Origin of the sequence: Dyella kyungheensis, from assembly GCF_049913195.1 — a bacterium.
GTDB classification, from domain to species: Bacteria; Pseudomonadota; Gammaproteobacteria; order Xanthomonadales; family Rhodanobacteraceae; genus Dyella; species Dyella kyungheensis.
In genome coordinates this window covers 1,060,722-1,081,561 of sequence record NZ_CP183983.1, presented here as the reverse complement: position 1 = coordinate 1,081,561, position 20,840 = coordinate 1,060,722, and the positions used below count along the sequence as shown (strand labels likewise).

Genomic DNA, 20,840 nt, shown 5'->3' with positions numbered 1-20,840 from the left:
AAACCTTAGCGTGGCCGCGAACCATCAGCCGCACCACACCCGTGCGTTGCGGAACATGCGCATCCACGGTGAATCCTCGCCCCACTTCTCCGGATGCCAGCTCATCTGCACGCTGCGGAACACGCGTTCCGGGTGCGGCATCATGATCGTCACGCGACCCTCGGCCGCGGTGAAACCGGTGAGGCCGCCGGGCGAACCGTTCGGGTTCAACGGGAAGTCTTCGGTGGGCTTGCCGCGGTTGTCGACGAAACGCATCGCAGCACCCGCCTTCGACGGGCTGCAGCTGTACGGGAAGCTCACGCGGCCTTCGCCGTGTGCCACCGCCACCGGAATGCGCGAACCGGCCATGCCCTTGAAGAAGATGCTGGGCGAGTCGAGCACTTCGACCGTGGCCACGCGCGCTTCGTACTGTTCGGACGCATTGCGCAAGAACTTCGGCCAGTGCTGCGCACCGGGAATGATGTCCTTGAGCTGGCCCATCATCTGGCAACCGTTGCACACGCCCAGCGCGAAACGCGAGGGGTCGGCGAAGAACGTGCTGAATTCCGCGCGCAGGTATTCGTTGTAGAGAATCGAGGTGGCCCAGCCGCGGCCCGCGCCCAGCACGTCGCCGTAGGAGAAACCGCCGCACGCCGCGAAGCCGCGGAAGTCGGCCAGCTTGATGCGGCCGCTGGCGAGATCGGACATATGGACGTCCACCGCATCGAAGCCCGCGCGGGTGAACGCGGCAGACATCTCGACCTGGCCATTGACGCCCTGCTCGCGCAGCACCGCCACGCGCGGACGCGCGCCCTTGGCGATATACGGCGCGGCGATGTTCTCCGACGGCTCGAAGCTGAGCTTGGGATGGATGCCCGGATCGGCATCGTCCAGGCGCCACTCGTTTTCCGCATCGGCGGAGGCCGGGTTGTCGCGCAGGCGCTGCATCGCGTGGCTGGTTTCGTTCCAGGCCTGGAACAGCGTGCGCCAGTTCCACTTGAACAGCGTGTCGCCGCTGTGGAACAGCTTGATGCCCAGCTTTTCCTTCGGACGGCCGATGCGATAGGCCATGCTGGTGAGGCCATGCTTCACCAGCAGCGCCTCGAACGCTTCGCGGTTGGCCGTGGCGACCTGCACGACGGCACCGAGTTCTTCATTGAACAAGGCGCGCAGCGTCGCTTCGGCCCAGCCTTCGAGCTGGATTTCCAGGCCGCAGTGGCCGGCAAAGGCCATTTCCAGCAGCGTCACGATGACGCCACCGTCGGAGCGGTCGTGATAGGCCAGCAACAGGCCGCCGGCGTTCGCTTCCTGCACCAGATCGAACAAGGCCTTCAGGCGCTTGGGATCGTCCAGGTCCGGCGGCACACCGCCGCCGCGGTTGAAGACTTGCGTGAGCGCCGAGCCGCCGAGTCGATCGCGGCAGGCACCCAGGTCGAGCAGCCACAATTCCGAGTCGCCACGATCGAGCCGCAGCTGCGGCGTGAGCGTGCGGCGCACGTCGGTGACGCGCGAGAACGCGGTGATCACCAGCGACACCGGCGAGACCGTGCGCTGCGTGGTGTCGCCGTCCTTCCACACGGTCTGCATGGACAGCGAGTCCTTGCCGACCGGGATGGAGATGTCGAGTTCGGGGCACAGTTCCATGCCCACGGCCTTCACCGCGTCGAACAAGGCTGCGTCTTCGCCGGGATAGTTCACCGCGGCCTGCCAGTTCGCCGACAAGCGCACTTCACCCAGCGAGGCGATCGGTGCGGCAGCGAGATTGGTGATGGCTTCGCCCACCGAGAGGCGTGCGGCATCCGGGCTGCTCAGCAGCGCCACCGGCGCGCGTTCGGCCATCGCCATCGCTTCGCCGGTGTAGCTGTCGAAGTCGGTGATGGTAACGGCGCAATCGGCCACCGGCACCTGCCACGGGCCGACCATCGGGTCGCGTGCATTGAGGCCGCCGACGGTGCGGTCGCCGATGGTGATAAGGAAGCTCTTGCTGCCCACGGTCGGCAGGCGCAGCACGCGAAGCAATGCCTCGTCCATGCTGATGCCAGCCAGGTCGGGCAGCAGGTCGACGCGCGGCTTCAGGCGCGTGGCGTCGCGATGCATGCGCGGCGGCTTGCCGAACAGCACGTCCATCGGCAGGTCGATCACCAGCGTATCGGTGCGCGGATCGTGCACCACCAGGCGACGCTCGGCCGTCGCATCGCCGACCACGGCGTACGGGCAACGCTCGCGCTTGCAGTAGGCCTCGAATTCGGCGAGATCTTCCGGGCCGATCGCGAGCACATAGCGCTCCTGCGATTCGTTGCTCCAGATCTGCATCGGCGACAGCGAAGGATCGTCGCAGGGGATGGTGGAAAGATCGATGCGACCGCCCACGCCCGCGTCATTGAGCAACTCGGGAATGGCGTTCGAAAGACCGCCCGCGCCCACGTCGTGCACGCTGACAATGGGGTTCTTCTCGCCACGTGCCCAGCAGCTGTCGATGACCTGCTGCGCGCGACGTTCCATCTCGGCGTTGTCGCGCTGCACGGAGGCGAAATCCAGTTCCTGGCTCGACGTGCCCGAGGCCACCGACGAGGCGGCACCGCCGCCCAGGCCGATCAGCATGGCCGGACCGCCCAGCACGATCACCTTGTTGCCCGGCTGCACGTCGCGCTTCTGCACGTGATCGGCGCGGATATTGGCGAGGCCGCCGGCAATCATGATCGGCTTGTCGTAACCGCGGCGCACACCGGCTTCGCCGGTTTCGTGCTCGTAGGTGCGCAAGTAGCCGCCCAGCGCGGGACGGCCGAATTCGTTGTTGAACGCAGCGGCGCCCAGCGGACCATCGCGCATGATCTCGAACGCTGTAGCCATGTGCGGCGGCAGCGGGCGATCCACTTCCCAAGGACGCGGCAGGCCAGGAATGCGCAGGTCGGACACGGAGAAACCGGTCAGGCCCGCCTTGGGCTTCGCACCGCGGCCGGTGGCGCCTTCGTCGCGGATTTCGCCGCCGGCACCCGTCGCGGCACCCGGCCACGGCGCGATGGCGGTCGGATGGTTATGCGTTTCCACCTTGATCGCGTAGTCGACGCGCTCGGCATGGGCGCGCCACACGCCGTCTTCGTCGGCGAAGAAGCGCTTGCCTTCGACACCTTCGATCACCGCCGCGTTGTCCTTGTAGGCGGACAGCGTGTGGGCGGGCGAATGCTGGTGGGTGTTCTTGATCATGCCGAACAGGCTCTTTTCCTGAGCCTCGCCGTCCAGCGTCCAACTGGCGTTGAACACCTTGTGGCGGCAATGCTCGGAATTGGCCTGGGCGAACATGAAGAGTTCGGCATCGGTGGGATCGCGACCCAGTTCGGCGTAGCGCGCGACCAGGTATTCGATCTCGTCGTCGGCCAGCGCCAGGCCCAGCTCCCGGTTGGCCTTGTCCAGCGCGCCCTTGGGGTCGCTGCCCAGCGCGATGTGCACCAGCGGCCCGGGCTTGCCGCCCAGGAACAGACCCTTGGCCTGGCTCAGGTCGGTCAGCACCGATTGCGTCATGGCGTCATGCAGGACCGTCACCACCGCGTCGTACTGCGCGCTGCCGATGGCCGGCAGGCTGGCGATCTGCCAGGCCACGCCACGCTCCACGCGGTGCACCTCGAAACCGGCGCCATGCAGGATGTCGGTGGCCTTGCTCGACCAGGGCGAAATCGTCCCCAGGCGCGGCACGACCCACAGCGAGGCGGCTTCCGGCGCGCCTTCCTTGGCCTCCAGCACTTCCAGCAGGCGGCGATGTTGCTCGCCCTCCGGGGTACGGTCGGCATCGATGAAATAGACAAACCACGACGCTTGCACGCGGGTGCCACGGTGAATGGCTTCCAGGCGTGCGTTCAGGCGTTCGAGGCGAAAAGGCGAGAGGGCGCTCTGCCCGTCGAGTGCGATCATGCGGGGAACGGGAGGTAGGCGGAAACGCCCATTGTACCCCATGGCGCAGCAAGACTGCCGCGTCGCAGCATCGCGGCCGATCAGGGGGCGAAAGCCTGCCCGCCCCCTCCAGCATGACTCAAACCCATGAAACCAAAGCAAATCCAGGCCCGTTCAGTCACCCAAACGGGCCTGCGTCAGCTGCAACTCAGCTACCGGCTTTCAGCGCCTGCAGCAGCTGGTCCGGCGTCATGTAGCCGCCCAGCATGGCGCCGTTGTCCCCGATGATGGCGGGCGTACCCGACACGCCGAGCTTCACGCCCAGCTCGAATTCGTCCTTCACCGGGTTGGGGCAATTGGTGGCCTTGGGCGCCTTGCCCTGCTTGGCGGCGGTGAACGCGGCCTTGCGGTCGCTGGCACACCAGACCGAGACCATCTCGTTATAGGTCGGCGTGGTCTTTCCAGACTCGTTGGTCACGCCTTCACGCGGCCAGGCGACATATTCCACGGCGATGCCGGCCTTGTTGAAATCGGCCATGTGCTCGTGCAACTGGCGGCAATAGGCGCAGTTGACGTCGGTGAACACGGTGACGCGATATTTCGGGTTCGCCGGCGAGAACACGATGCGATCGGCTGCCGGCACCTTGGCCAGCTCCGCCTTGCGGAAATCGGACCAGCCATCGTCGGTGATGTTCTTCTTCTTGCCCAGGTCGATCAGGTCGCCATTGAGCATGTACTTGCCGTCGCTGGACACGTAGACCAGATGGCCCGAGGCGATGACCTGGTAGAAGCCCTGCATGGGTGCCGGGCGGATCGAGTCGATGCTCGCGTTGGGCACCAACCCAAGCACGGCCCGGCGGATCGCCGATTCCGGACCGGTAGTGACGGCAGCCGAGCCGTCGGGCGCCGCGCAGGCATTGAGCGTCAATCCGCCGACGCACAGCGCCAGCAACCATTTCTTGAACATCGCGAACCTCTTGAGGCGTGCATTTCCCCAACGGGGAAACGGGGGAAAGCCATTCTGGCACAGGCACATGAACGCGTATGCGGTCCGTTTGGCAGGGCCACCAGGGATAGTCTGATTTTATGACGCCCGGGCTTAGCCGCGGGGGTGATGCTGGGCGTGCAGGCGCTTGAGCCCTTCCTTGGCCACCAGGGTGTAGATCTGGGTGGTGCTGAGCGCGCTATGGCCCAGCAGCATCTGCAGGGCGCGCAGGTCGGCGCCGTGGTTGAGCAGATGGGTGGCAAAGGAATGGCGCAACACGTGCGGCGAAATGCGCTTGGAGACGATGCCCACCTGCACCGCATAACGCTTCACCAGCGTCCAGAACATCTGCCGGGTCATGCCTTCGCCACGATTGCTGAGGAACAGCGCGGCGGGCTGGCGTCCCCGCGCCAGCAGCGGACGCGCCGTCGCCAGGTAGGCCTCGATACGCTCCGCCGCCACTTCGCCGATCGGCACCAGGCGATCCTTGCCGCCCTTGCCGGTCACGCGCACCACGCCCTGCCGGAGGTTGAGCGAGGCCAGCGGCAACTGCACCAGTTCGGACACGCGCAGGCCCGAGGCATACATCAGTTCCAGCATCGCCCGGTCGCGCAGGCCGAGCGTGGTGGCGAGATCCGGCGCGTCCAGCAGGCCTTCGATCTCGCGTTCGGCCAACGCCTTGGGCAGGCTGCGCGGCATCTTCGGGCGTTCGATCAACAGCGTGGGATCGTCGAATCCCGGCTCGGTTCGCGCCACATGCGCGTAATAGCGACGGAACGCCGACTGCCGTCGCGCCAGCGAACGCACCGCCACCGGCTGGCTGCCGTGATACGCCGACAGGTGCTGCCGCTGCGCGCTGCGCAAACTCTGGCCTTGCGTGCCCAGCCAGCGCGCCAGTCCTTCGAGGTCGCGGCGATAGGCTTCGAGCGTGCGATCGGCCAGCCCATCTTCGGACCACACGCGTTCGATGAAGGCATCGATGCTGCGGCGGTCGGCTTCGGCGATACTGGGTTCTTCTTGCTGCATGGACGCGATGCTCGCCGCCCGCCTCGTCCCGTGCAAGCGTTCCTTTTCGCAGGCTGACCGTTTCGATGACCACCGCTACCGATCTGTATTGCCCGTTGTGGCGCCGCCTCGCCGCCCTGCTCTACGACCTGCTCGCCGTGGTGGCGATCGTGATGGTGGTGGGCTACGTCTGTCAGCGCATCACCGGCGGCACGCTGATCAGCACCGACGGGCACGCGCACATCGCATGGTGGTATCAGCCGCTGCAGGCGCTGGTGGTGTCGGCTTATTTCCTCATCTCGTGGCTGCGCGGCGGACAGACGCTGGGCATGCGTCCGTGGCGCATTCGGCTACGCAATGAGCAAGGTCTTGCCATATCGCCCATGCAGGCGTTGGTGCGTCTGCTGGTCGCCGCCGCGCCGTTGTGCCTGCTCGTTCTGGCGCCTTGGCTGGGCAACCGGACGGCGCTGTGGGCGGTGGCTGTCGCATGGATCGCATGGTTCGGCGTAGCAACTTTCGATCCGCGCCGCCGTGCTCTGCACGATGTGATCGCCCGCACGGTTTTGTACCGGTGACCAAAGTTTCACACCGACGTGAAGTGGTTTCCGGCGACACTCGTGACATGCCCTCGCTTGCCTTGACACAGCGCAGCGCCACCGAACTGAAACGCATCAATCAGGCGTTCTACGATGCGTTGTGGTCAGGCGCACGATTGGTCGATCCCTCCCGCTTCAACACCTGGCCGATGGTGCGGGAACTGGCGATGGCGCTGCCTCGCCGGTTGGAAATCGCGCCGGGTCTGCGTCCACGCTTGCCGCTGGATGGCACCTATTTCGTCGACATCAGCCTGGCGGCATTGCATGAGCTGCGTTCGCATGGCGCCAGCGCCGCGCGCGCGAGCATCGGCGCCCTGCCCTGTGCCGACGAGAGTTTCGATCTGGTCTGTGCCCTGGACATCCTCGAGCACGTGGCGGACGACGACAAGGCATTGCGCGAGTTGTCGCGCGTTGCCGCGCCGGATGCGCGGATGCTGCTGTCGGTGCCGCTGCACGAATCGGCCTGGACGGCCTTCGACGAATTCGTCGGCCACTATCGCCGCTATGAGCCGGGCCAGATCCTGCGCAAGCTGGAGTCGCACGGCTGGAGCATCGAGCAAAGCGCGATCTACGGCATGCAGCCCACCTCCAAGACCGTGCTGGGCCTGGGCCAGTGGTACCTCACCCACCAGCGTGAACGCGCCCTGTGGTGGTACAACCGCGTGATCATGCCGCTGGGCCTGCGCCTGCAGAAGCCGCTCAAGTGGCAGCGCGGCATGCCGGCCTGCGAAGGCGTGGACGAGCTGCTGCTGCTTTGCCGCCGCGCCTAAGCGCCTGATTCATCAGGCCCGAGCTAATGCGGCGGCGCAGCACAGCCCCGCCAAACCGGGTAAGATGCCGTCTCTGACCCTTCCCGGCTCCACCCCGATGCTCTATCAGATTCACGAGTGGCAGCGCGCTTTCCTCGGCCCGCTCAGCCATTACGCCGAAGCCAGTGCCAAGCTGCTGAGCGACATCACCAGCCCGCTCTCCCATCTGCCCGGCGCCATGCGCATGGCCGCCGGCTACGAGCTGTTGCACCGACTGGGCAAGGAATACGAGAAGCCCGCGTTCAACCTGCCGCAGGTCACGGCGCACGGCCAGGAAATTGCCGTGATCGAACGCGTGGTGCTGGACAAGCCGTTCTGCCAGCTCAAGCGCTTCAAGCGTTTCAGCGACGATCCGGACACCATCGAGAAACTGAAGAACGACCCCACCGTGCTGCTCGTGGCGCCGCTCTCCGGACACCACGCCACGCTGCTGCGCGACACCGTGAAAACGCTGCTGCAGGACCACAAGGTGTACATCACCGACTGGGTCGACGCGCGCATGGTGCCGGCCGGCGACGGTGCGTTCCATCTCGACGATTACGTCGCCTACATCGAAGAATTCATCCGCCATATCGGCGCTGAACGCGTACACGTGATTTCGGTCTGCCAACCGACCGTGCCGGTCCTGGCCGCCGTATCGCTGATGGCCGCACGCGGCGAACCCACGCCACTCAGCATGACCATGATGGGCGGCCCGATCGAACCGCGCAGCAACCCGACCGGCGTGAACAATCTCGCCACCACGCGCCCGCTCAGCTGGTTCCGCGGCAACCTGATCCACACCGTGCCGCCGAACTATCCCGGCAGCGGTCGCGAGGTCTATCCGGGCTTCCTGCAGCACGCCGGCTTCATCGCCATGAACCCGGGCCGCCACCTCAACTCGCACTGGGATTTCTACGAGAACCTGCTGCGCGGCGACCAGGACGATGCCGAATCGCACCGCAAGTTCTACGACGAATACAACGCCGTGCTCGACATGCCTGCCGAGTACTACCTCGACACCATCGCCACCGTGTTCCAGCAGTTCCTGCTGCCGCGCGGACTGTGGGACGTTTCCGGCGAACGCGTGACGCCTTCGGCGATCACCAAGACGGCGTTGTTCACGGTGGAAGGCGAGCTGGACGATATTGCAGGCCTGGGCCAGACCGAGGCCGCACATGATTTGTGCAGCGGGATTGCGGCGAATCGGCGCGAACATCGCATGGTCGAGGGCGCTGGCCACTATGGCATTTTCAGTGGGCGCCGGTGGCGGCAGACGGTGTATCCGCAGGTGCGGGAGTTTATTCGCCGGTTTGATGCGCGCTGATTTTTGGCTTGTTGTGCCGGTGTAGGCCGAAGTCCAGAGCCTTGGCTTTTTGATGTCGCGGAACCGCGACCTGGCCGCTTACGCAGCGGGCGTTTCGACTGCCTGCCGGCAGCCGAGTCACTTTTCTCTTGCTAGCCCTAGAGATCCCACGGGACTAGCTTCGCGTCGAAAGTAACCCAAAGAGAATGGCCTCTAAAGCTGGCAGCATCGTGTTGAATCCAAGCGCGAACGCTCGAGGCGCGCCCCACCGGATCTCCATGGGAGGGTACCCCAGGGGTACTTCCAAGCACTGCGCAACGCGCCCGAATCGCTGAGGACTTAAGGCGGAGCTCGCTGCGCATCGCCTTTGGTTTGTCTTTGCGGTGCACCGCACTTCTCCCTCTCCCCGTCGGGGTGAGGGCGGGTGCTCGCGGGAACCTGTGTGCTTTCTGTGGGAGCGCACCCTGTGCGCGACAGTCACGCTGGGATGTATCGCTCCGTAGGTTTGTCGCGCACAGGGTGCGCTCCCACAGTAGCCCTGCAGCTCTCGCTCTTAGCTCTTAGCTCCTGGCTCCTGGCTCCTGGCTCCTGGCTCTTGGCTCTCAGGGGTCCCCGTATGACGCGGCGGGTGGGTGGAGGAAAGCCCGCAGGGATGCGGGCCAGTTTTTCGCCAGGGCCGGATGCCCTGTCGAAAAACCCCGTAACCCACCCGCGCACCTGGAGGGCGAAGCCCGGAAGGCGCGTCATCCGGGGGGCCCTTCTCTTTGGTTACTTCGACGCGAAGCTAGTCCCGTGGGATCTCTTGGGCAAGCAAGAGAAAGTGACCCGGGCCGCGGCAGCGGCACGGAAGCCCGCGGCAGGCGAGCCAGATCGCCGTATCGCGACAACTAAACACCGAGGCTCTGGATGGCCAGCCATTCGGCTGTTGAGAAGCGCCTCCGGCCTGCGCCGGGATGACAAGCTAGGGAGCGTTCCCGCGAGCACCCGCCCCTCACCCCAATCCCCTCCCCGGAGGGAGAGGGAGCATCGCCACGTCAGGAATCAGGCGAAAAACTGCCGGAACGCAGCAACCGTGCGCGCAACACCCTCGTCATCGATATCCAGATGCGTAACCAATCGCAGCGTCGGCAGATAACCGATGCTGATGCGGATACCCGCGCCGCGCAAATGGACGTCCAATTCGCGCAGGCGATCCGCCGGGACATCGATGAACACCATGTTGGTGTGCTGACCCAGCAACGTCACCCCAGGAATGTCCCCCAGCCCCGCCGCCAAAGTCACTGCGCGAGCGTGATCGTCGGCGAGCCGCTCCACGTGGTGATCCAGCGCATACTGCGCGGCGGCCGCGAGCATGCCCGCCTGGCGCCAGCCGCCACCGGTCACCTTCTTCCAGCGGCGCGCCTTCTCGATCAGCGCAGCGGAACCCACCAGCACCGAGCCTACGGGCGCGCCCAGGCCCTTGGAAAGACACACCGACACACTGTCGAAATGCTTGGCGATCTCGCGCGCCGGCACCCCACAGGCAACGGCAGCGTTGAACAGACGAGCGCCGTCCAGATGGAAACCGAGGCCGCGTTCGCTGGCGAAATGCCGTGCAGCCTGCAAATAGTCCAGCGGCAGTACGCGACCATGCCAGGTGTTTTCCAGCGCCAGCAGGCGCGTGCGCGCGAAGTGCGGATCGATCGGCTTGATCGCTGCCGCCAGCTTGTCCAGCGGCAGGCTGCCGTCCACGTCGTGTGCAATCGGCTGCGGCTGGATCGAACCCAGCACGGCCGCACCGCCGCCTTCGAATTTGTAGGTGTGCGCATCCGCGCCCACGAGATACTCGTCGCCGCGCTCGCAGTGCGACATCAGCGCCACCAGGTTCGACTGCGTGCCGGTGGGCACGAACAGCGCCGCCTCGAAACCGAGATCGGCGGCCACGCGCTGTTGCAGTGCGTTGACCGTGGGATCTTCGCCGTAAACATCGTCGCCCACCTCGGCTGCGAGCATGGCGGCCCGCATGGCCGGCGTGGGACGGGTGACGGTATCGCTGCGCAGGTCGATGGCTTCCACGATGGACTTCCGTTGCGTTGAACAGACCGAAAGCTTGATCGTTCGCCGAAGCCGGAGCAAGAGCCTCGAACACGCACACATGACATCGGCTTGGGCTAGCCTTGCAGCGACGCTTCCACATGAGCTGGGGGCACCCGCCGCTTAGGGCCATGCCATGACGTTCCTGGGTCTGTACTTGCGCGTCATCGGCTTGCTGGCGCCGGAAAAAAAGCTGGCCATCACCTTGGCGCTGGCGAATCTTGCGCTGGCCGGCGTATTTTTTCTCGAACCGGTGCTGTTCGGCCGCGTGGTGGATGCCCTGGGCGGCACGCACGCGGGCGATGCGCCGCGCCTGATCGCGCTATGGGCCGGCGTGGGTTTTGCCGGCGTGCTGGCCAACGTATGGGTGTCGCTGCATGCGGACCGGCTGGCGCATCGGCGACGCCTTGCCGCCATCGCGCTGTTCTTCGAGCACGCCGCGTCGATGCCGATGTCGTTTCACGGCGAATATCACACAGGCCGGCTGTCGCGCATCATGAACGTGGGCGTGAGCAACCTGTTCAATCTGTGGCTGAGTTTTTTCCGCGAACACCTGGCCACCTTGCTGTCGATCTTCGTGATGGTGCCGGTGGCGCTGTGGATCAACTGGAAGCTGGCGCTGCTGATGATTGCCTTGCTGCTGTGCTTTTCCATCTTCAACGCCGTGGCCGTGCAGCGCACGCACAAGGCGCAAGGTGAAGTGGAAGAGCTGCACCATGAGATCGCCACGCGCGCCGGCGATGTGTTCGGCAACGTCACGGTGGTGCAGAGCTTTACCCGGCTGGCCGCCGAATCGCGCGCCCTGCACGAGCTGATGACGCGCACGCTCAATGCGCAGTATCCGGTGCTGCGTGGCTGGGCGATCCTGTCGGTGCTCAACCGCGCCGCCAGCACACTGACCATCGTGGCGATCTTCGCGGTGGGTGCGGCACTGCACTCGCGCGGCGAGATCAGCGTGGGCGGCATCGTCAGCTTCGTTGGCTTTTCGATGCTGCTGATCGGACGACTGGAACAGTTCGCCACCTTCCTCTCGAACCTGTTCTTCCAGTCGCAGTCGTTGCGCGATTTCTTCACCGTGCTGGACCGCAAGTCGGAGATCGCGGATCGCCCCGGCGCCATCGCCGTGGCGCGCGTCCGCGGCGAAGTGGCCTTCGAGCAGGTGAGCTTTGGCTACGATCCCGTGCAGCCCGCATTGCACGGCCTGAATTTCCGCGCGCCGCCGGGCAGCACGATTGCGCTGGTCGGACCGACCGGCGCCGGCAAGAGCACGGCACTGAGCCTGCTGTATCGCGCCTACGATCCCAGCGAAGGACGCGTCACGGTCGACGGCCTCGACGTTCGCGACATCACGCTGGAATCGCTGCGGCAGAACATCGGCGTGGTGTTCCAGGACGCGGGCATGTTCTACCGCTCGATCCTGGACAATCTGCGCGTGGGCAATCCCGACGCGGACCCGATGCAGATCGAGGCGGCCGTTGCCTCCGCTGAAGCGGCGGCGTTCATCGCGCGCAAGCCGGAAGGCCTGGAAACACTGGTGGCCGAGCGCGGACGCTCATTGTCGGGCGGCGAGCGGCAGCGTCTGGCGATTGCCCGCGCGATGTTGAAGGACGCGCCGATCCTGATCCTCGACGAAGCCACCAGCGCGCTCGACAATGCCACCGAAGCACGCATCCAGCGCGCGCTGGACCGGCTCACCGTGGGCCGCACCACTTTCGTGATCGCCCATCGCCTGTCCACGGTGCGCAACGCCGACCTGATCCTGGTGCTGGACCAGGGGCAGCTGGTGGAACAGGGCCGTTATGCGGAACTGATTGCCCAGGGCGGGTTGTTTGCCCGCCTCGCCCAGGAAGGACAGTTCGCGCCGGATGCTCCCGCCGACGAATGACGGCCGGTTCGCCGCCGCATCAAGCGGCGGCACTTACCCGTGTTTGCGGAAGTACACCCACGCAATCACCGCGAGGATCACCGCAGGCAGCAGGTTCGCCACCAGCGGCGGCACGCCGTAGACGGTGCCGAAGTTCACCATCGCCTTCTGCAGGAAGTACCAGCCGATGGCCAGCAGCATGCCGATGAACATGCGCTTGCCCAGGCCGCCCGAGCGCAGGGTGCCGAACGAGAACGGCATCGCCAGCAACACCAGCACCAGCACATTGAGCGGATACAGCGCACGGGTCCAGAACGCCGAGGCATACACGCCGGGGTTCTGCCCGTTCTGTTCCAGGTAGGCGATGTTGCGGCGCAGGTCGCGCATCGGCAGGTACTGCGGCTGGATCACCGACTGCTCGAGCACCTGCGGGTTGAGCTTGGAATCCCAGGTCTGGCGGTCTGCCGTGGTGGCATGCGTGCCGGCATCGTCGATGGTGGTGCTGCGCACCTTGCTCATCACCCACTGGTGGCCGTCGTGCTCGGCGGTCTGCGCCCAGTCGAAACGCTTCACCTGGCCATCGGGCGTGAGCGTGAACACGCGCACGTCATGCAGCTGCACGCTGCTGTGCGTGGCCGTGTGTTTGGCCATCCAACCCTTGGCATTGATCACGCGATCGCCATCGCGCGCCCACAGGCCGGACTCGCCGCCCAGGCCCACGTTGTTGGATTTCAGGCGCAGCTGCATGGCTTGCGCCTGCTGGTCGCCCCACGGCGCCGCGGTCTCGCCCAGGATCACCACGCCGACCACCAGGATCGCCACCACGCCCACCGCGGACGCGGCAATGCGCAGCTTGGACAGGCCGCAGGCACGCAGCGCGGTGAGTTCGTTGGTGGCGGCAAGCCCACCCAGGCCGAGCAGGCCGCCGATCAGCGCCGCGTTGCCGAACATTTCGTACAGGCGGCGCGGGAAGGTGACCAGCACGTACACCACGGCGTTGGTCACCGTGTAGCCGTTCTTGCCCACGTTGCCGAGCTGGCGCAGGAACTGGAACACCGCATCGAGGCCGGTGATCACCAGCCATACGGTGAGCATGGCGCCCAGTACGGTGGTGCCGACCAGCCAGTCGACGCGACGAATGCGCAATGCAGCCATCAGGCACCTGCCTTGCGCGGTTTACGCGGCGAATACTGGTTCTGGAACATGCGCGCCGCGATGGCAAACACCAGGATGGTCACCATCCACATCGGGAACGAGTGGTGCCAGTGGCCCTTGATGATCTGTCCGCGACAGATCGCCAGCAGCAGGTAGTAGAAGTAGAACGTGAGGATGGCCAGGAACATGCGGCCAAAGCGCGGCTCGCGCGGACTCTGCCGCGACAGCGGCAAGGCCAGCGCCAGGAGCACCAGGGTCATGGCCGGGGCGATGGTGCGCCAGGCGAATTCGGCGCGCGTATCGGGATTGTCCGTGCGCAGCAGCTGCGGCAGCGTCATCGAGTGGGCGGGATCTTCGGCGTCGTCATCGGACTGGATGCTGTCTAGCGAGGCGTCGTTGCGCTCGTATTTCATCTTGCGCCAGTTGTCCGCGCCGAGCGGGATGTCGTACTGGAAGCCGTTCCACAGTGCCAGGAAGCGGCCGCTGCCGTCGGTCTCCTGGTACAGCTGGCCGTGCTTGCCGGTGACCAGCTTGATGTGCGGCACGTTGTCGTGGCCCATTCGCTCGGTGGCGATGAAGGTATTGCCCAGCGTGCTGCCGTCGCGGCTCAGCTCATCGACGAAGATGATGCCCCCCTTGCCCGGCAGCGGAGTAAAGCGGCCGGCATCCAGGCCGGCGGCAATCACCGAACGGTTGGCCGCGGCCACCAGCTGATCGGAGGTGCGCGCGGCCCACGGACCCAGCCACAACGCCACGATGCCCACCAGGATGGCCAGGATCACGGCCAGGATGGAGACCGGACGAAGCAGGCCGTCCGGCCCCATGCCGGAGGACGCGAGCACGTGCATCTCGCTCTCGCGGTACATGCGACCCAGGCCGTTGAGGATGCCCAGGAAGGCCGCCAGCGGCAGCAGCGTGGACAAACCGTCGAGCATGTTCAGGCCCAGCACCTGGAACATCACGCTGGCCGGGAAGCTGCCATTCGCCACCTGCTGCAAGACGTGCGCAAACGAGGTGCCGGCCATGACGGCCAGCAGCACGATGGCGGTCGCGGCAACGGTCTGTGCCAGCTCACGCAGGAAATAACGATCGAGAATGCTCAGAAGCTGGCCTCAGGCATGCATGGACCCGCGCGGCCTGCACGGGAGGAGAAACGGCTGTGAAGTGTACGGGCTGGAGGGACAGTTTCTCGACATGCGATAAGATGGAAGGCTTGGCGCCGCCCCGCTTTGGGCGTGGCAAACCCCAAGTCTAGCCTGTCCGGACCTTTCCGGACCTTTCTGCAGGACATTTCCATGACTCTCCAGTTCAGCCTTGGCTCCGCCGCTCCCGAATCCGTCGAGACCCCCTGCGTGGTGGTCGGCGTCTATGAGAACGGTGTGCTCACCAGTGCGGCCGCCCGTGTGGATACCGCCGCGAACGGCGCCATCAAGCGCCAGGTGGAGAGCGGGGACATCAACGGCAAGGCCGGCACCACGGCCGTGCTGTTCGCGCCGGAGGGCGTCGCAGCCAAACGCGTGCTGGTGGTGGGTCTGGGAACGCAGAAGTCGTTCGACGGTGCACGCTATCAGAAGATAAACATCGAAGCCGCGCGTGCACTGGGCCGTCTGCCGGTGGACAGCGCCGTGTCCTACCTCACCGAGGTGGACGTGCCGGGCCACGACGCCAACTGGCGCGTGCGCACCGCCGCGCTCGCTGCCGACTATGCCGCCTACCGCTACACCGCCACCTTCAAGCCGCGCGAGAAGTCCGCGCAGCCCGAACTGACGGCGCTTGCCTTCGCCGGCGGCGACGACGCCAGCACGGGCCTCACCCAGGCCGCGGCCATGGCCGAAGGCGTGCGCTTCGCCCGTGAGCTGGCCAACCTGCCGCCGAACATCTGCAATCCCGTTTATATCGCTTCACAGGCCGAACAGTTCGCCGCCCAGCACGACAAGGTGAGCTGCAGCGTGCTCGACCACGAGAAGATGGGCGAACTCGGCTTCGGCTCGCTGCTGGCCGTGGGCCGCGGCTCGTCGAACAAGCCCAAGCTGGTCATCCTCGAATACAAGGGCGGCAACGAAGGCGACAAGCCGTACGCTTTCGTCGGCAAGGGCATCACCTTCGACACCGGCGGCATCAGCCTGAAGCCCGGCCCGGGCATGGAGGAAATGAAGTTCGACATGGGCGGCGCTGCCGGCGTGCTCGGCGGCTTCGTGGCTACCGTGAAGCTCGGCCTGCCGGTGAACCTGGTGTGCGTGGTGCCGGCGGTGGAAAACATGCCCGACGGCGACAGCTACCGCCCCAGCGACGTGCTCACCAGTCTCTCGGGCCTGACCATCGAAGTGCTCAACACCGACGCCGAAGGCCGCCTGATCCTGTGCGACGCGCTCACCTACACCGCGCAGACCTTCCAGCCGAAGGTGCTGATCGACGCCGCCACGCTGACCGGCGCCTGCGTCATCGCGCTGGGCAAGCACGCCAGCGGCTTGATGAGCAAGCACGACGATCTCGCCGCCGAGCTGCTCGCCGCCGGTGAACACACGCTCGATCGCGCCTGGCGCCTGCCGCTGTGGGACGACTACCAGGTGCAGCTGGAATCGGGTTTCGCGGACGTGGCCAACATCGGCGGCAAGAACGCCGGCGCCATCACGGCCGGCTGCTTCCTGGCGCGCTTCACCGAAGGCCAGCGCTGGGCTCACCTGGACATCGCCGGCACCGCGTGGGACGAGGGCCGCAAGGGCCTCGGCACCGGCCGTCCGGTGTCGCTGCTGGTGCAGTGGCTGATCGACCGCGCTGCCGCGTAACCATCACCCTCGCCGTCATTCCGGCGCGCCCCATAAAAGGGGCGAGGCCGGAATGACGAAATAAAAAAAAGGCCTCGCCATGCCTCGCGCCGACTTCTATCTCATCGACAAGCCGCGGTTCCGCGAGCAACCGCTGTTGCTGGTATGCGAACTGGCCAAGCGCGCCTATGCCGCGCAGCAGCCGACGCTGGTGCTTGCGCGCGATTTTGCGCAGGCGGAAGCGATCGAGGCGTTGTTGTGGGAGTTCGACGAAGACGGCTTCATCACGCACCAGCTGGCGGGCGATGACGACGATCACATCAATGCGGTGTTGATCGTGCCGCCCGGCGTGGAGACGCCTGATCGCCCGATGGTGATCAACCTGCGCGAGGAGTGCGCTTCCGGTCACTACGACCGCGTGCTGGAAGTGGTGGCGGCTGATCCTGCGGAGCGTGAAGGCTCGCGGACGCGTTGGACGGAGTACAAGCGTCGCGGCTTCGATGTGACCAAGCACGATATGTGAGCGTTCCACCTCACTTCTCCCTCTCCCCTCCGGGGATAGGGCCGGGGTGAGGGGCGCGTGCTAGCGGGAACGTATACGCTTTTCTGTGGGAGCGCACTTGTGCGCGACAAGCCAACGGAGCGGTACATCCAGGCGTGGCTGTCGCGCACAAGTGCGCTCCCACAAAAGAACGAGCAACAGCTCAGCCGCCCACAGACATCTGCGACGCAGCCAGCTGCGCGTTGATCACATCCTCCAGCTGCTCGCCGGAGAGCGGCTTGCGCAGGAAGCCATCCATGCCCGCCTCGCGCGCACGTGCTTCCTCGTCGCCACCCGAACGCGCGGTGATCGCGATGATGGGGACGCGCTGACCGGCTTCCTCGCGCTGGCGGATCAGGCGGGCGATCTGGAAGCCGTCGATGCCGGGCAGGTCCAGATCCAGCAGGATCACATCGCACGCCTGTTGTGCCAGCTCCGCGAGCGCCGCCAGGCCATTGCCGACGTAGCGCACTTCGTGCCCCGCGCGCTCGAGCAGACCCGATATCACGGCAGCGACGATGGCATCGTCCTCCACCAGCAGAATCCGCAGCGGATGCGCCTCGATGTCATGGCCGCGCTGCGCTGCCGCGGCGACGGGTTCCTGGGTCACCGGCAACGGCAGGCGTACGTGAAACGTGCTGCCAAAGGCCAGCTTCGATTCCAGCTCGACGCTGCCGCCCATCATCGCGACCAGTTCGCGGCAGATGGCAAGACCCAGACCACTTCCCGCGCTCCGCTGCGGACCGGTGACCTGCTCGAAGCGCTGGAACAACCGCGCCTGGCTCGCTTCGGGAATGCCGGGACCGGTATCGATCACGCTGAAGCGCAAGCCGTCGTCGGTGCGGCGCACGCGCAGGATCACCCCGCCCCGCTCGGTGAACTTCAACGCATTGTTGGCCAGGTTGAGCAACACCTGCTTGATGCGCAGCGCATCGCCGACCATGCGTGCGGGCAGATCGGCCGGCAGGTCCAGGTCGAAGCGCAAGCCCTTCGCGCGCGCCTGCCCCAGTTCCAGTTTCGCCACGTCCTCGATCAGCGTGCGCGGGTCGAACGGCGCGTTGTCCAGTTCCAGCTTGCCCGCTTCGATGCGCGCCAGATCCAGCGCATCGTTGACCAGCTTGAGCAGCATGCCGCCGGAGCGCTGCATGGCCTCGGCGTAGTCGCGCTGGGCGCGGCTGAGCGGCGTGCTGAGCAGGAGTTCGGCCATGCCCATCACGCCGGTCATCGGCGTGCGGATCTCGTGGCTGAGCGTGGCCAGGAATTGCGTCTTGGCTGCGCTGGCCTGCTCGGCCAGGCGACTGCGCTGTTCCGCCAGCTGGATCTGATGTCGCTCGGCGAGCCTGCGGCGCCATGCCTGCAAGGCCAGCCAGGCGAACAACGCCGCCAGCAGGACGTAGGCACACCACGCCCACCAGCGTGCCCATGGCGGCGCCTGCACGTGGATCTGCAGCGGCTGCGGCAACTGCGTCCAGACGCCGTCCGCGCCCGCAGCCATCACCTCCAGCGTGTAGTCGCCGCGCGGCAAGCCGGTGAGATCGCGCTCGCCATGACCACCCGTATCCACCCAGCCGTTGTCGAGTCCGGCCAGGCGGAACCGATAGCGGTTCGCGGCAGGATCGACATAGGAGAACACCCGCGTATCCACCGTCAGGCCCGAATCGCGCCAGCCGATGGACAGGTGTCCGCCGGCAGGCACGGGCAGCTCGTGCAGCGCTCCCTCGCGTCGCACACTGATGCGGGTGAGCGCGAGGCGCGGCGGTTCGGTGGAGCGCAACAGTCGATTCGGATTGAAGCCCATCACGCCGCCCAGGGTGGGCGAGTAGATCATGCCGTCGTCCATGCGGCTGAAGCCGCGCAGGAATTCGCCATTGCTCAAACCATCCTGCAGGCCCAGCTGGCGGAACGCACCGGTGGCGACGTCGAAGCGCCACAAACCGTCGCGACCGAAGATCCACAGGCGTTGATGCTGGTCGACGGCCAGATCGACCACGTTGATGGATGGCCAACCCCGTGTGGCGTCGATCTTGCGATCGAGTGCCAGGCCGTCGCCGTCGTAGTGGTAATGCTCCAGGCCATCGGGACGCGCCATCCACAGGCCGTCGTCGGTGAAGTCGAACGCGTCGACGGCCTGGCGATTGTCGACGCCGGGCACGGGCTCGAAATGATCGTGCGTGCGATCGAGCCGCAACATGCCGCCGTCGCTGGCGTACCAGAACGTGCCGTTCTTGAGCGTGAGCTGGCTGCCCCAGCGCGCCCTCTCCTGCGCGGGCTGCACGAATACCGGCGTGACGGCGAGCGTGTCCTGGTCCACGCGGAACAGGCCTTCGCCGAAGCTGCGCGCGTAGAGCTTGCCGTCGGGACCCACTTCGATCTCGAGCGGATGTTTCAGCCCATGCGGATAGCCGTCCACCGCATCCAGCTTGCCGTCGGCGTAGCGGAACAGCCCACCCTGCACGGTGACCCACAGACGCGATTGCGCATCTTCGGTCAGGCCCAGCACGTCGCCGCGCAGGCCCGAAATCATGTGTTCCACTTTGCCGGTGGCCGGCCATAGCCGGTCGACCCGTCCGCCGCGTTCGCCCACCCAGATGCTGCCGTTGCGGCTGCGCGCCACGGCGTACGCCACCGAGTCGCGCAAGCTGTTGTCGTCGTCGGGAATATGCGTGAAGCGGCTGACGCTGTCCCAGCCCGGCGCCAGGTAACCCACGCCGCCATCGAGCAGCGCGATCCACAAACCGCCTTCGCTGTCCGGGCGGATATGCCACACCCAGGTGCCCGGCAGATTGCCGTACAGCACCGGCTGGTTGGTCACCGCCTCGATGCGGGCGCCATGGGTTTCCTGGAGGAAGAGTCCCTGCTGCGTACCCACCCACAAACGGCCTGCGCGATCGCGCACGCTGCTCAGGATATTGGTATCGGGCAACTCGTTGCGACCGAGTTGGCGCGCCACGTCGTCGCTGCCGACCACAAAGAGGCCATGCGAGGACGCCACGCGGATCTCGTCGCCGTCGCCTTCGATACGCCATGCATCGAGCGATTTTCCTTGCGATTCGACGATCGGGTGAAATTCGCCCGCGGCGTCGCGGCGGAACACGCCGTTGTCGCTGCCCACCCACAACTGGCCGCGCGCGTCCACGTAGAGCGAACCCACCGTACCCAGCGCCTCGGGCGTGTTGCCCATCACCCGCACATGGTCGAAGCCGCGTCCATCGCTGCGCATGCGGTCCAGGCCCAGCGCCGTGCCGACCCAGATCGCGCCGTCGCCGGTTTGTGCGATCGACCAGGCCTTGTCGCTGACCATGCTGGCCGGATCGTTGGGGTCGTGTCCCCAATGGCGGAAGCTGCCCGAGCGATCGTCGTAACGGTTGAGCCCGGCCTCCAGTCCCGCCGCCCACAGGCGGCCGGCGCGATCGAACATCAGCGCCGAAATGCCGTTGTTGAACAAGGATTGGGGATCGCCTGCCACGTGGCGGAAGACCTTGAAGTTCACCCCGTCGTAGCGCGCGATGCCGCTCTTGGTGCCGAACCACATCGAGCCATCCGGCGCCTGCACCACGGTGTAGACGCTGCTGCTCGGCAAGCCCTCGGCCGTGCCGAAGCGGCGGAATTGCGGCGTGGCTAGGGCGGCGTTGTCGGCAGCCGGCAGCGTTGCCGCCGCGGTCGTCGGCAACGCAGGCACGGGCGCTGCCACCGGCGCGGACGCGCCCATGATCAGGACAACGCTGAGCAGCAAGGACGGCAACATGCACTTCCCCCAGAATCTTCCGATATTGCCAGACCCTCCGTGCAGGAACGAGCATGGCTTTCGGTCGATGTCGCGTGACCGGCCGATGACGTTAGCGGTGGGGAAACAATCCGTTTCGGACAGGCGGCTGGCGCCCTGCCAGCGGATCGTCCA

Annotated in this window: 13 protein-coding genes; 6 read left to right on the top strand and 7 right to left on the bottom strand. The window is 66.1% G+C overall.

The genetic code is table 11. The features are described from left to right. Positions 1-24: 24 nt before the first annotated feature. From purL to xerD, 3 genes are all read right to left on the bottom strand, one after another. Positions 25-3,885: a phosphoribosylformylglycinamidine synthase gene (gene purL / locus ACN9MB_RS04590; RefSeq protein ID WP_426270934.1), complete on the bottom strand. Its 3,861-nt coding sequence runs from the start codon at positions 3,883-3,885 to the stop codon at positions 25-27. Between the two features lie 187 nt (positions 3,886-4,072). Beyond that, complete coding sequence (locus tag ACN9MB_RS04585) at positions 4,073-4,831, bottom strand: DsbC family protein (RefSeq protein ID WP_204636166.1); 759 nt, start codon at positions 4,829-4,831, stop codon at positions 4,073-4,075. A 132-nt stretch (positions 4,832-4,963) separates the two neighbouring features. After that, the gene (gene xerD, locus ACN9MB_RS04580) at positions 4,964-5,875 is read right to left on the bottom strand and encodes a site-specific tyrosine recombinase XerD (protein WP_426270933.1); all 912 of its coding nucleotides are present in this window, start codon (positions 5,873-5,875) and stop codon (positions 4,964-4,966) included. Positions 5,876-5,940: 65 nt separating this feature from the next. On the opposite strand from xerD, the gene ACN9MB_RS04575 reads away from it, so the two are divergent. From ACN9MB_RS04575 to ACN9MB_RS04565, 3 genes are all read left to right on the top strand, one after another. Then, the gene (locus ACN9MB_RS04575) at positions 5,941-6,429 is read left to right on the top strand and encodes an RDD family protein (protein ID WP_204636164.1); all 489 of its coding nucleotides are present in this window, start codon (positions 5,941-5,943) and stop codon (positions 6,427-6,429) included. A gap of 47 nt (positions 6,430-6,476) precedes the next feature. Continuing rightward, entirely contained in the window at positions 6,477-7,220 is a 744-nt protein-coding gene (locus ACN9MB_RS04570) for a class I SAM-dependent methyltransferase (protein ID WP_204636163.1), read from the top strand. A 97-nt stretch (positions 7,221-7,317) separates the two neighbouring features. Continuing rightward, positions 7,318-8,565, top strand: coding sequence for a polyhydroxyalkanoate depolymerase (locus tag ACN9MB_RS04565; RefSeq protein ID WP_426271887.1), 1,248 nt, complete (start codon positions 7,318-7,320; stop codon positions 8,563-8,565). Positions 8,566-9,585: 1,020 nt separating this feature from the next. Here ACN9MB_RS04565 and ltaE read toward each other — a convergent pair. Next, complete coding sequence (gene ltaE, locus ACN9MB_RS04560) at positions 9,586-10,599, bottom strand: low-specificity L-threonine aldolase (RefSeq protein ID WP_426270932.1); 1,014 nt, start codon at positions 10,597-10,599, stop codon at positions 9,586-9,588. A gap of 154 nt (positions 10,600-10,753) precedes the next feature. Here ltaE and ACN9MB_RS04555 point away from each other — a divergent pair, with 154 nt between their 5' ends. After that, positions 10,754-12,502, top strand: coding sequence for a glucan ABC transporter ATP-binding protein/ permease (locus ACN9MB_RS04555; RefSeq protein ID WP_426270931.1), 1,749 nt, complete (start codon positions 10,754-10,756; stop codon positions 12,500-12,502). Positions 12,503-12,535: 33 nt separating this feature from the next. Here ACN9MB_RS04555 and lptG read toward each other — a convergent pair whose 3' ends face one another. Together lptG and lptF are read right to left on the bottom strand one after the other, a co-directional pair. Next, positions 12,536-13,636: an LPS export ABC transporter permease LptG gene (lptG, locus tag ACN9MB_RS04550; RefSeq protein WP_204636160.1), complete on the bottom strand. Its 1,101-nt coding sequence runs from the start codon at positions 13,634-13,636 to the stop codon at positions 12,536-12,538. Next, positions 13,636-14,733 (bottom strand): LPS export ABC transporter permease LptF, encoded by a 1,098-nt coding sequence (gene lptF, locus ACN9MB_RS04545; RefSeq protein ID WP_204636209.1) that lies wholly within the window; start codon positions 14,731-14,733, stop codon positions 13,636-13,638. Before lptF ends, lptG begins: the two co-directional genes overlap by 1 nt. 198 nt (positions 14,734-14,931) lie before the next feature. Here lptF and ACN9MB_RS04540 point away from each other — a divergent pair, with 198 nt between their 5' ends. Both ACN9MB_RS04540 and ACN9MB_RS04535 read left to right on the top strand, forming a co-directional pair. Next, positions 14,932-16,422, top strand: coding sequence for a leucyl aminopeptidase (locus tag ACN9MB_RS04540; RefSeq protein WP_426270930.1), 1,491 nt, complete (start codon positions 14,932-14,934; stop codon positions 16,420-16,422). A 79-nt stretch (positions 16,423-16,501) separates the two neighbouring features. Further along, positions 16,502-16,924, top strand: coding sequence for a DNA polymerase III subunit chi (locus ACN9MB_RS04535; protein WP_204636158.1), 423 nt, complete (start codon positions 16,502-16,504; stop codon positions 16,922-16,924). Positions 16,925-17,105: 181 nt separating this feature from the next. Here the strand turns inward: ACN9MB_RS04535 and ACN9MB_RS04530 are convergent, their stop codons facing one another. Next, on the bottom strand, positions 17,106-20,687 hold the full coding sequence (locus ACN9MB_RS04530) for an ATP-binding protein (protein ID WP_426270929.1): 3,582 nt from the start codon (positions 20,685-20,687) through the stop codon (positions 17,106-17,108). Positions 20,688-20,840: the final 153 nt, after the last annotated feature.

Bases quoted from the DNA above. Each gene is read 5' to 3' on its own strand.
- purL (WP_426270934.1), bottom strand. From the start codon at position 3,885: ATGATCGCACTCGACGGGCAGAGCGCCCTCTCGCCTTTTCGCCTCGAA.
- ACN9MB_RS04585 (WP_204636166.1), bottom strand. From the start codon at position 4,831: ATGTTCAAGAAATGGTTGCTGGCGCTGTGCGTCGGCGGATTGACGCTC.
- xerD (WP_426270933.1), bottom strand. From the start codon at position 5,875: ATGCAGCAAGAAGAACCCAGTATCGCCGAAGCCGACCGCCGCAGCATC.
- ACN9MB_RS04575 (WP_204636164.1), top strand. From the start codon at position 5,941: ATGACCACCGCTACCGATCTGTATTGCCCGTTGTGGCGCCGCCTCGCC.
- ACN9MB_RS04570 (WP_204636163.1), top strand. From the start codon at position 6,477: ATGCCCTCGCTTGCCTTGACACAGCGCAGCGCCACCGAACTGAAACGC.
- ACN9MB_RS04565 (WP_426271887.1), top strand. From the start codon at position 7,318: ATGCTCTATCAGATTCACGAGTGGCAGCGCGCTTTCCTCGGCCCGCTC.
- ACN9MB_RS04555 (WP_426270931.1), top strand. From the start codon at position 10,754: ATGACGTTCCTGGGTCTGTACTTGCGCGTCATCGGCTTGCTGGCGCCG.
- lptG (WP_204636160.1), bottom strand. From the start codon at position 13,636: ATGGCTGCATTGCGCATTCGTCGCGTCGACTGGCTGGTCGGCACCACC.
- ACN9MB_RS04540 (WP_426270930.1), top strand. From the start codon at position 14,932: ATGACTCTCCAGTTCAGCCTTGGCTCCGCCGCTCCCGAATCCGTCGAG.
- ACN9MB_RS04535 (WP_204636158.1), top strand. From the start codon at position 16,502: ATGCCTCGCGCCGACTTCTATCTCATCGACAAGCCGCGGTTCCGCGAG.
- ACN9MB_RS04530 (WP_426270929.1), bottom strand. From the start codon at position 20,687: ATGTTGCCGTCCTTGCTGCTCAGCGTTGTCCTGATCATGGGCGCGTCC.